Origin of the sequence: Actinoplanes sp. NPDC051494 (genome assembly GCF_044454705.1) — a bacterium.
In the GTDB taxonomy this organism is placed as follows: Bacteria; Actinomycetota; Actinomycetes; order Mycobacteriales; family Micromonosporaceae; genus Actinoplanes.
In genome coordinates this window covers 1-10161 of sequence record NZ_JBITDZ010000024.1, presented here as the reverse complement: position 1 = coordinate 10161, position 10161 = coordinate 1, and the positions used below count along the sequence as shown (strand labels likewise).

General features: G+C 67.3%; 12 protein-coding genes. 4 read left to right on the top strand and 8 right to left on the bottom strand.

All coding sequences use genetic code 11. The annotated features are described in order from the left end of the window. Window positions 1-174: 174 nt before the first annotated feature. Entirely contained in the window at window positions 175-573 is a 399-nt protein-coding gene (locus ACIA6A_RS41330; protein ID WP_396103629.1) for a hypothetical protein, read from the bottom strand. Window positions 574-853: 280 nt separating this feature from the next. Here ACIA6A_RS41330 and ACIA6A_RS41325 point away from each other — a divergent pair, with 280 nt between their 5' ends. Both ACIA6A_RS41325 and ACIA6A_RS41320 read left to right on the top strand, forming a co-directional pair. Beyond that, window positions 854-1351, top strand: a complete 498-nt coding sequence (locus ACIA6A_RS41325; RefSeq protein WP_396103628.1) for a chromosome partitioning protein — start codon at window positions 854-856, stop codon at window positions 1349-1351. Between the two features lie 50 nt (window positions 1352-1401). Then, window positions 1402-3951: a hypothetical protein gene (locus ACIA6A_RS41320; protein ID WP_396103627.1), complete on the top strand. Its 2550-nt coding sequence runs from the start codon at window positions 1402-1404 to the stop codon at window positions 3949-3951. A 71-nt stretch (window positions 3952-4022) separates the two neighbouring features. Here the strand turns inward: ACIA6A_RS41320 and ACIA6A_RS41315 are convergent. Next, a protein-coding gene (locus ACIA6A_RS41315; RefSeq protein WP_396103626.1) for an IS5 family transposase occupies window positions 4023-4864 on the bottom strand; the annotation gives its coding sequence in 2 pieces (ribosomal slippage) (window positions 4023-4534 and window positions 4534-4864; 843 coding nt in all). Between the two features lie 223 nt (window positions 4865-5087). On the opposite strand from ACIA6A_RS41315, the gene ACIA6A_RS41310 reads away from it, so the two are divergent. Further along, window positions 5088-5327: a hypothetical protein gene (locus ACIA6A_RS41310; protein ID WP_396103625.1), complete on the top strand. Its 240-nt coding sequence runs from the start codon at window positions 5088-5090 to the stop codon at window positions 5325-5327. 81 nt (window positions 5328-5408) lie between these two features. Then, window positions 5409-5843: a hypothetical protein gene (locus ACIA6A_RS41305; protein WP_396103624.1), complete on the top strand. Its 435-nt coding sequence runs from the start codon at window positions 5409-5411 to the stop codon at window positions 5841-5843. A gap of 39 nt (window positions 5844-5882) precedes the next feature. Here ACIA6A_RS41305 and ACIA6A_RS41300 read toward each other — a convergent pair whose 3' ends face one another. The 6 genes from ACIA6A_RS41300 to ACIA6A_RS41275 form a co-directional block, all read right to left on the bottom strand. After that, window positions 5883-6446, bottom strand: a complete 564-nt coding sequence (locus ACIA6A_RS41300) for a hypothetical protein (RefSeq protein ID WP_396103623.1) — start codon at window positions 6444-6446, stop codon at window positions 5883-5885. A gap of 342 nt (window positions 6447-6788) precedes the next feature. Beyond that, a complete protein-coding gene (locus ACIA6A_RS41295) occupies window positions 6789-7160 on the bottom strand; it encodes a hypothetical protein (protein ID WP_396103622.1) in 372 nt (123 codons plus the stop codon). 87 nt (window positions 7161-7247) lie between these two features. Next, a complete protein-coding gene (locus ACIA6A_RS41290; RefSeq protein ID WP_396103621.1) occupies window positions 7248-7622 on the bottom strand; it encodes a hypothetical protein in 375 nt (124 codons plus the stop codon). Between the two features lie 81 nt (window positions 7623-7703). Further along, window positions 7704-9044, bottom strand: coding sequence for a replicative DNA helicase (gene dnaB, locus ACIA6A_RS41285; RefSeq protein ID WP_396103620.1), 1341 nt, complete (start codon window positions 9042-9044; stop codon window positions 7704-7706). Continuing rightward, complete coding sequence (locus tag ACIA6A_RS41280; RefSeq protein WP_396103619.1) at window positions 9041-9484, bottom strand: hypothetical protein; 444 nt, start codon at window positions 9482-9484, stop codon at window positions 9041-9043. Before ACIA6A_RS41280 ends, dnaB begins: the two co-directional genes overlap by 4 nt. Next, a complete protein-coding gene (locus ACIA6A_RS41275; RefSeq protein ID WP_396103618.1) occupies window positions 9471-10004 on the bottom strand; it encodes a hypothetical protein in 534 nt (177 codons plus the stop codon). The genes ACIA6A_RS41280 and ACIA6A_RS41275 overlap by 14 nt, the downstream gene beginning before the upstream one ends. Window positions 10005-10161 lie beyond the last annotated feature (157 nt).

Here is a 10161-nt window from a genome sequence, read left to right as displayed (position 1 = left end):
TCAACGCCTTCGACCTAGCCTTCGAAGGCCGCCTGTCCGCACGCCGCAACTGACCCCTCGACAAGATCGAGTTACACCGTTTTCTTGACAGTCCCGCGCAGCCTTCCCTTGTCCGAGACAACTGCGCCCGCGCAGACCGCTGATGCGGCCGGGGCGGTGCCGTCGGTAGTCGTTCTATCTGCCAGGCCCGGGTATGCCGGGGGCTGGCTGCTGGATGTCGTGGTTGACCGGATCGTCAGGTGCCCGGGGGTGCCAGTAGGCGTTGTGGGGGATCAGTCGGACGAGCAGGATCAGGCTCGCGCCGGTGATGGTGGCGGTGTCGAGCATGGTGGGGAGCAGGTCGGTGTAGCAGATACCTGCCCCGGCGCCGATCATCAGGAACGGGTACAGCCCGAGCATCAGCTGGCGCAGAGCGTCCAGGGCGCGGGCGGGCCGGTTCGGCCAGAGCTGGCCCGCCTTGGTGCCCGGCTCGGGCCGGGCCTGGCGCCGAGGCGATGGGGGCGGATTCGGCCAGAACGTTTCGTCGGGAGGCCCGGTCTGGGTGAAGCCGTCGTCGTGCTGCGGCGGCTCCACCGGTGACGGTGGTGGCGCCGGGCTGTAGTAGATAGTGCTCCAAGGGCCGCGATCGACGCCGGCGAGTTCGTCGACGACGGCTGGCCGTTACGCCGGGCCGCGGAACGTTTCCAGGTCAGCACCACCACCGCGACACGCTGGGCGCAAGCCCTCTGCACAGAGGCTCTGGTACGCGGACTGGGTCGCCTGTTCGGGGACGGTGGGGTGGGTCGTTGTGGTGGTGCGGTGCTGGTCCATGGTGGGGTGAGGTTCTGACTTCGTTCGGAAGGGTGGTGAGGTCGTGCCGGTGGTGGAGGCTTCGGTGGTTGCCGGGATGGTGATCGCTTGGGCGGTGCGTAAGGCGCGGCATGCTGCGGGCCGAGCAGATGAGACGGTGGACGCGGCGATCGATATGGGCGCGGATCGGTTGCATGAGGTGGTCCTGGCCAAGCTGGGTGTGCCGGTGCAGGAAGATCTCGCGCAGGAAGCGGCCGGTGAGTCGGGGCTGGTCAGTGAGTTGACGCGGCAGCAGGTCGAGTTGGCGGTGGCCGCAGCCGCACGCCGCGACGAGGAGTTCGCGCAGACGGTCACCGATCTGGTCGCCCGGCTCCAGGATGCGCAGCGGGCGGCGGGGACACAGATTTTGGCTGCGCCGGGGTCGGCGGTGTTCACCGGTGGGGTGACCGCGACCGCGCACGATGAGGCGACGGCGATCGGGCAGGCCGGCACGGTCCATATCGGCCGGGGTGATCGCGGTGGTGAGCCGGACCCTCGGGTGCCGGGTCGGTCGGGCCACTGACCGGACCCGGTGACGGTGTCCGTGACCGCCGGGTACCACGGTGGCAGGCCATGGCCGGTGGATCGGGTGTGGTCGGATATAGCGAGCAGGGTGGGGTCGGGGTCGGCACGGCCGCGACGGTGAACGTGTTCCTGTCCGGTTCGGGGCCGTTGGTATCAGTCCGCTCGGCGTATCTGGCGCAGCTGCGCCGGATTGCCCCACCTGAGCTGGTGGACCGCGTGGCGGAGCTGGCCGAGTTGGCCGGGTTCTGTCTGGACGAGCAGCGGGGCCCGTATGTGTGGTGGCAGGCGGGGCCGTGGGCGGGTAAGTCGGCGTTGCTATCGACGTTCGTCCTTGATCCTCCAGCTCAGGTCCGCTCACGGGTGCAGGTGGTGGCGTTCTTCATCACCGCCCGGCTGGCCGGATCCGATACCCGGGCGGCGTTCACTGCGGCGGTGAGTGAACAGTTGGTGGCGTTGACCGGTCAGCAACCGCCCCCGGTGACTGATGAGGGGTTGCGAGAGGCGTGGCTGCTGGACCTGCTGGCCCGGGCGGCGCAGGAGTGCCGGCTGCGGGGAATGCGGCTGGTGTTGCTGGTCGACGGCTTGGACGAGGACCGCAGCACCAGCAGCGGCGGTAGCGCTCACAGCATCGCTGGGCTATTACCTGGTGATCCGCCGGCGGGGATGCGGGTGATCGTGGCCGGGCGGGCGAACCCACCGGTCCCGGATGATGTGCCGGACTGGCATCCGCTACGTGATCCGGGCATCGTGCGCCGGTTGTCCGCATCGGCGTACGCGCAGAATCTGCGACGTCTCAGCAAGGCCGAACTCAGACGCCTCGCCGATGGCAGCCCGGTCGAGCAGGACCTGCTCGGGTTACTGACCGCGGCCCGGGGTGGACTGTCAGGTCCGGACCTGCGGGAGTTGACCGGGGCCGGGCTGGTCGAGATCGAGGACGTGCTGCACACCGTGGCCGGGCGTACTTTCGCCCGCCGGACCGCGCATTGGGATCCGGGGACCGGGCGGGAGGTGTATCTGCTCGGTCATGAGGAACTGCAGCAGGCCGCTACCGGCTACCTCGGCGAGTCCGGGCTGGCCACCTACTGTGCCCGTCTGCATGTCTGGGCTGATAGTTACCGCACCCCGGGTAACGGCCGTGCCGCGTGGCCGGCCGGGACCCCCGAGTATCTGCTGCGCGGCTACCCGGGCATGCTCACCGCCGCCCATGATCTGCGTAGGCTAGTCACTCTGGTCACCGACCCGGCTCGGCATGACCGGATGCTCGATCTGACCGACGGCGACGCCACAGCCCTGACCGAGATCACCGTATGCCAGAACCTGGTACTCGCCGGGCCGGAGCCCGATCTCAACGCGATGCTAAGGCTGTGTATCCGCCGTACCAGCCTCGCCGGCAGCAACAACCAGATCCCTACTATCCTGCCCGCCGTTTGGGCCACTCTCGGACAACCGGACCGAGCCGAAGCCCTGGCCCGTTCCATCACCGACCCGTACGGACAGGCGAGGGCGTTGACTGCGGTAGTCGAGGCGATTGCCGGTGCTGACCCTGAGCGGGCCCGGGAGCTCGCCGTGGGGGCGGAGAGTGTGGCCCGTTCCATCACTGACCCGTACGCGCAGGCGCGGGCGTTGGCCGCTGTGTCTGCGGCGATTACCGGCGCTGACCCCGCGTGGGCAGAGAGTGTGGCCCGTTCCATCACCGTCACGTATGGGCAGGCGAGGGCGTTGGCCGCGGTGGTCGCCGGTGCTGACCCTGAGCGGGCCCGGGAGCTCGCCGTGGGGGCGGAGAGTGTGGCCCGTTCCATCACTGACCCGTACGCGCAGGCGCGGGCGTTGGCCGCTGTGTCTGCGGCGATTACCGGCGCTGACCCCGCGTGGGCAGAGAGTGTGGCCCGTTCCATCACCGTCACGTATGGGCAGGCGCGGGCGTTGGCCGCGGTGGTCGAGGCGGTCGCCGGCGCTGACCCCGGGTGGGCGGAGAGTGTGGCCCGTTCCATCACCGATTCGTACGAGCAGGCGCGGGCGTTGACCGCGGTGGTCGAGGCGGTCGCTGGCGCTGACCCCGGGTGGGCGGAGAGTGTGGCCCGTTCCATCACTGACCCGTACGCGCAGGCGAGGGCGTTGGCCGCTGTGTCCGCGGCGATCATCGGCGCCGACTCTGAGCGGGCCCGGGAGCTCGCCGTGGGGGCGGAGAGTGTGGCCCGTTCCATCACCGATTCGTACGAGCAGGCGCGGGCGTTGACCGCGGTGGTCGAGGCGGTCGCCGGCGCTGACCCCGGGTGGGCGGAGAGTGTGGCCCGTTCCATCACTGACCCGTACGCGCAGGCGAGGGCGTTGGCCGCGGTGGTCGGGGCGGTCGCTGGCGCTGACCCCGGGTGGGCGGAGAGTGTGGCCCGTTCTATTACCATCACTTCCGTGCAGGCGAGGGCGCTGACCGCAGTGGCCGCTGTGGTCGCTCGTCCCGACCCCGAGCGGGCCGGTCGAATTCTGGGCGGAGTGTTGGCGGTGGTGTCTTGGCGTGTGCCGATGTCGGTGCTGGCCAAGTGTTGGCCGCAGGTAGTTCTCCAGTGCCTAGAAGAGTTGTCCGGCAACGAACGATCCTGATACAACCGGGTGCTGACGGTATTTCCCCGGGTCGGATCTGTAACGGGACCCGTGTCCGCACCTTACTGCCCCTAACACGATCTCTGGGTGGTCCAGTTGATCAATCGGCGCCAGCAGATCAGGACACAGGCGAGGCTGACGAAGCCGTCATGGATGTCGAGGCGTCGTTCCCAGCGCACGGCGGGTCGGCGGAACTGATGCAGCAGGGCGAAGGTCTGCTCGACGACGTAGCGCAGCTTGCCGAGGCCTTTGATGCCGGGTGTCTTGGGTTTCGGGATGACGGGTGTCTTGGGTTTCAGGATGATCGGTTCGGTGCCACGTTCACGGCAGGCCTGGCGGAAGGCGGCGCTGCTGTAGGCCTTGTCGGCCAGCAGGGCATCGAAACGCCGTCGTGGCCGGCCTGGGCGTCCCACAATCGGCGGATAACAGTCGAGCAGGTCAAGGGCTCGGCTGATGTCGGGCACGTTCGCGCCGCTGGTCAGTACGTAGATCGGGGTGCCGTTCCCGTCGCAGATCAGGTGATGCTTGCTACCGGGCTTGCCGCGGTTGACCGGCGACGGACCTGTGCCGGCACCCCCTTTTTAGCGTCGATGTGACTGCCGTCCATCGCCGCCCGGGTCCAATCGATCCGGTTCGCCGCGTTCAATCTGGCAAGCAGGAGTTGGTCGATTTGGTCGAACACGTCGGCTTCCGTCCAGCGCTGCAAGCGACGCCAGCAGGTCATTCCGGACCCGAACCCGAGCTCCTGCGGCAGGTCTTCCCAGCCGATCCCGGTATGCAGCACGAACAAGATGCCCTGCAAGCACAACCGGTCCAGGACAGGCCGTGGTCCCGGAGCCTTGGCCGGCCACGGCGGTAGCAGCGGTTCGATCAAATCCCACAGGCCGTCATCAACGATCCACGCCTTGCTCATACCCGGCCGAACGAGACTGATCTTCACATCGTCGCGCTGATCAACATCGATTCAGCAGATCGTGTTAGGAACTTTTAGCAATGCCCAACCCACTCGCCGAGGACATTGCCGCTGGCTGCGTCGAGCAGATGTGACTGACCTTCGTTTGCGGCTGGTGACATGTTTCTTACCGGCGCCCCTGGACGGCGGCGGCCGGCCCAGCTTCTCTCTGCTGCAGCAGCGCATGACCGTCCGCAGCCCCACGGCCGGACTGCTGCGCACGGTGCCCGCGACCCTGTACGTATTCGACGTGCCGCACATCGACGGGCGGGCCACCACCGCGGAGCCGTACCATCGGCGCCGCGAGTTGCTCGAGGACCTGGCCCTTCATGCCCCTGCCGTGGCCACCCCGCCGTGTTTCCCAGATGCCGGCGCCGAGGTGCTGGCCGTGGCCACCGACCAGGGGTTGGAAGGCGTGGTGTGAAAACGCGCCGACAGCCGGTACCTGCCCGGGCGACGATCACCGGCCTGGGTCAAGACCGTCATCCCGCACACCGCCGATGTCGTGGTCTGCGGTTGGCTGCCCGGACGCGGCTGGTTGCACAACTCCCTCGGCGCGCTGCTGCTCGGCGCCTACGACCGCCACGGCCGACTCCACTACGTCGGCCGGGTCGGCACCGGCATGACCGCAGCGGAACGCCGCCGGTTGCTGGCCGAGCTCGCCGGGGTCCGCCGCGGCGGCGCACCCCTGCACGCCGAGACCGTTAACACCACGGCCGCAACCTGGGTCGAGCCGGTACTGGTCGCCCGGGTGGCCTATCGAACCTGGACACCGCAGACGCACCTTCGCCATCCCTCGTGGCGCGGCCTGCAACCGGACCACGAGCCCACCCAGGCCCTACTGCCCGACGAGCCCGACACTGCTGGCCCCGGCGCACGCGCTCACATCGCGGCGGGCTACTTCAGCAAGGCCTTCCGGCAGCCTCCGGCCCAAAAATAACGGCAACACGGGACCAAACACTTGTGGATCTGTCCGAACTTACAATACCGCTGACTGCGTCCAGTACGTCAATTTCAAAGTGTTGTTGCACTCCCAAGTCACGACCGGGGTATTACCGCCCCCGCCTAGGCAGCGATTCCGTTGGCCCTGCCGCCACAGGGTAGTGCTCTTCATCTGGTACACGGGGTTCCCGTTCAACAAGTACCCAGCATAGAATGCCTCGAACGTGTTGTAGTTCGCCTCTGTTGTCCAATTGCAGGTACCAAGGTACGCACTTCCCTGTCCAGGCAGGACGAGGCATTTGCCTGGGTACTGGATGCTCTCCAGTACCACCATATCGTTACCGTAGCCTTCCCAGTTTTCAGAGACGTAGTGAATGTTCCACTTAGCCCTGGTATTTCCCTGCCCGCTGCAGGCATCAGTGTAGAGAGCTCCCGAAAGGCTTGCGGGCGCCCACAGGCATTGATTGTAAACAACGCTGCCCAACGCACCCTTGATGATCTTGTGAGCGGCCTGACTCGGTGGTGCAGCGAGCACGACCGAGCTTACAACCGCTGACAAAATAGCGGTCAGTAACGTGAAAATCCTGTTGCGCAGTCGCACGGTGTCTCCTTAATGGACGTAGTGAGCGTGCTAGGGGCAGTGTAATGACGACGCATCATTTGCGCAGCCCGCCTTTGGGGCTTTTCGGGTGTCGCCTCGACTGGTAATGCCCGCCAGCCGAGTTCCTCGGCGTGATGTCCTGCTCGTCGGGATACGGGAGCGGTTCCGGGTCGATCGCCGCGGTCGCTGTGCCCGGCGTGGCTCGACCCGCTCACCACCAGGCCTGCCAGCAGTCTCCGGCCCAAGCCAACGGCAACGCTGGTCAACCGTGCGATGGCCCGGGCGGTGCTGCCGCCCGGCGCTACCCACTCTGACCAACGTTGCCGGTGGTTTCGCTGATTACTACCGGCGGGCCAGCAACGCGTCGACGGCGTCCTGGTCCCCGGCGGTGTACGCGGCGAGCAGCTGCGCGAACGTCTCCGCGGGCATCGTGCGCAGTTCCAGTTCCTCGGCCTTCTGCGCCTTGGACCCGGCACCGGCACCGGCACAGACGACGAGGTCGGTGCGCTTGGAGACCAAGCTGGAGGACTTGCCGCCGAGATGCTCGCACGGTTCCTCCAGTACGGACCGCTCGTCGGGGTGGTGGGTCATGTCGTCGTCGGGGGCCTCCCAGCGCCGCTCACCGAGCTGGGTGATTCCGGCGGGAAGGCCGAGCACGCGGGCCAGGGTCAGCGGTGGTTCGGGCAGGCCGGGCAGGGCCGATTCGGGGTGCATGGACGTGTCCTCTCGTCGTGGTCGTGGTCGTGGTCGTGCGTTGGACGGGGTGCGAGGTGGCCCGGATCGGCAGGTCACCCTGCCGGATCAGCGGCTCTCCTCGTCGCGCTCTTCGATCTCGCACAGCCGTGTGAAGATCACGTCGTGGGTGACGTCGTACGCCCGGTCACCGCCGAGGAACTCGTCATCCGTCGCGTCGATCTCGACCGGGCGCGTGATGATCTCGGTGAACCGCTCGTGCGCAGCGTCCATCCGGGTACGGCTGCCGTCCGGAAGAGGCAGCGTCCGCGCGTATCCGACCAGGCGTTCCAGGTACTGGCGCACATCGCCGTACATGCTCGCGGCGAGCCGGCGGCCCGGCTCAGCCGTCCGCAGGATCTCGCACGCGGCGTCGGCGAGTTGGCCGATACGCGGGTCGGTGTCGATCGCGCGCTGCCAGTCGGCTCGGATCTCGTCGTTCATGGTGACCTCCAGAAGTCGTGGTGCAGGATGGGTGGAGGGGGAGCTGAGCGATTCGAGCGTTCAGCTCCCTGTCCATGCAGGTCAGACGATGGCCAGGTCGACGAACCTGGACAGGTGCAACTGGGCTGCGACCGTCACCGTGTCCGTCGGGCCGTTTCGGTGCTTGGCGACGATGAAGTCTGCTTCGCCGGCCCGGACCGATTCCTTGTCGTAGTAGTCGTCGCGGTGCAGCAGGATCACCACGTCGGCGTCCTGCTCGATGGACCCGGACTCACGCAGGTCAGACAGTTGCGGGCGTTTGTCCTGGCGCTGCTCCGGCCCGCGGTTCAGCTGGCTGACCGCGATCACTGGGCACTCGACCTCCTTGGCCAGCAGCTTCAGACCCCGGGAGAGCTCGGACACTTCCTGCTGCCGGGACTCGGTCTTCTTCGGCGACGACATCAGCTGCAGGTAGTCCACGACCAGGAGCTTCAGGCCGTGACGCTGCTTCAGTCGGCGAGCCTTGGCCCGGATGTCAGCGAGGTTCATGGACGGGGTGTCATCGACGAAGATCGGGGCGTCGCCGATCTCGCCCATCTTCTTTGCCATCCGCGCCCACTCGCCATCGGACAGTTGCCCGGACCGCAGGTTGTGCAACGGCACCCGGGCCTCGGCGGACAGAAGCCTCATCACCATTTCGATTTTCGACATCTCCAAGGAGAAGATCGCGGACGGCATCCCGGCCCGGATCGCGGCGTGCCGGGCGAAGTCCATGCTGACCGTGGACTTCCCGAGACCCGGGCGTCCGGCGACGATGATGAGCTGACCTGCTTGCAGCCCGTTCAACAGCCGGTCCAGGTCCGCGAACCCGGTCGGCACTCCCTGGGCTTGGCCGCCGGCCCCGGCCGCACCTTCGATGTCGTCCAGGGTGGGTTGCAGCATGTCCCCGAGTGACGAGTATTCGGTGGCTTCCCGGGCGGTGATGTCATGGATGGCCTGCTGCGACAAAGCGACCGCATCGGCGAGGAGCACCCCGCCTCCGGCCTGGCCACCGGACAGGTAGCCGAGCTGTGCGATCTTCGTCCCGGCTTCAACCATGCGCCGGGACACGGCCCGGTCAGCGACGATCCGGGCGTAGTACGGGCCGTTCACCGCGGACATCGGAGTCTTGATCAGGGTGTGCAGGTACGGCACTCCGCCGATGCGCTGCAGGTCCCCGGACTCGGCCAGGGCAGCGGCGACGGTGTGCCCGTCGGCGGGCTGGCTGACGTTGCGCAGCCCGGTGATCGCCTCGAACACGGTCTGGTGGGTGGGCCGGTAGAAGTCCGCACCGCCGAGGATTTCCGCGATGGCGTCCAACGCGTCGACGTCGAGCATCATCGCCCCGAGGACGGCTTTCTCGGCTTCGACGTCCTGCGGCGGCGTCCGGTCGAAGTCGCTCATCGGCCTGCCTCGTCGCTGTCAGCCCACGCCGGGCCGTCGGTGAGTTCCCGGAGCCGGTTCATGGCCGCGCCCGGAACGTGATCAGCGCGCTGCTGCATCCGCTGCGCGATCTCGGCGATCACGGCGTGCACTGGTGCCGCACCGCGCCGGGCCCGGTCCGCCCGGTCCGCGTCGTCCTCGAACCGGCCCGGCAACTGCCGGGCCGCGGTCGGCTCCTGCGCGTGGCGGGCGTCCCGGATCGTTCTCACGCCCTGGCGGACGTCGACCGGCATGAGCCGGTCGCGGGTGGCCCGGTAGTGCGCCACCACCGCGGCCTTCGCGTCGACGAAATCGATGTCGTCGAGGGCCAGGTGCCAGGCTTCCACGTCGGCGTCACCGACCCGGCGGTAGTCGAAGGTGCCGGCCAGGGTCAGCAGCAGCACCACCTCAGGCTTGTCCACGTGCGTTCTCCTGTTCGCGTCGGTATTTCTCGTAGAGGGCTTGGCCGTCGGCGACGCGTTGGTCGGCGGGGGAGCGGATGCTGCTGAGGCCGCCTGCCCGGCGCCCGTTGTCGTCGACGCGGGCCAGGTCGTTACCGGGCTGGTTGGTCGGTGCCTCGCCTCGGAAGCCGTTGCGTTCCTCGAAGCGCTCTTGGTCGGTGCGCATCCAGTTGCGCCAGGTGGCGTCCCAATCCTTCTTCAGTTTCTTGCCGGTTTCTTCGCTGCTGAAATGGTCGAGGAACTTCTCTGTGGCGAATCGGCCGACGTTGGGGGTTTCTCTCCTCGCCCATTCGATCATTTCGGCGGAGACAGTCCATTCGTCAGGAAGCCGTTCGGCTTTTTTGGTGATGATGCCGCTCATCCGTTTGCGTTTCGGTGCCGAGGGCTCGACGGCAGCCAGGTCGGTGGTGGTCGAAGACTTGGCATCGACGTCGATCGCGAGTTGCGCGCGTACCCCCTCCGTAGGAGGGGGTTGGTTCATAGAGGTACACAGGTTCAGTACTTAGTGTCCCGCTGTGGCACTAGCCTGGTCCCGCTCTGGCACTAGGGCGTGTTTCAAAAGTGGTTGTGGGTGGCCGGGCTGAAGTCACGGCGTGGCGGTGATCGATAAATAGCGAGGTCTCCGGCAGTTTGGTGGA

Coding starts and splice junctions, on each gene's coding strand:
- ACIA6A_RS41290 (WP_396103621.1), bottom strand. CDS start 7,622: ATGAACGACGAGATCCGAGCCGACTGGCAGCGCGCGATCGACACCGAC.
- ACIA6A_RS41320 (WP_396103627.1), top strand. CDS start 1,402: ATGGCCGGTGGATCGGGTGTGGTCGGATATAGCGAGCAGGGTGGGGTC.
- ACIA6A_RS41310 (WP_396103625.1), top strand. CDS start 5,088: ATGACCGTCCGCAGCCCCACGGCCGGACTGCTGCGCACGGTGCCCGCG.
- ACIA6A_RS41295 (WP_396103622.1), bottom strand. CDS start 7,160: ATGCACCCCGAATCGGCCCTGCCCGGCCTGCCCGAACCACCGCTGACC.
- ACIA6A_RS41275 (WP_396103618.1), bottom strand. CDS start 10,004: ATGAACCAACCCCCTCCTACGGAGGGGGTACGCGCGCAACTCGCGATC.
- dnaB (WP_396103620.1), bottom strand. CDS start 9,044: ATGAGCGACTTCGACCGGACGCCGCCGCAGGACGTCGAAGCCGAGAAA.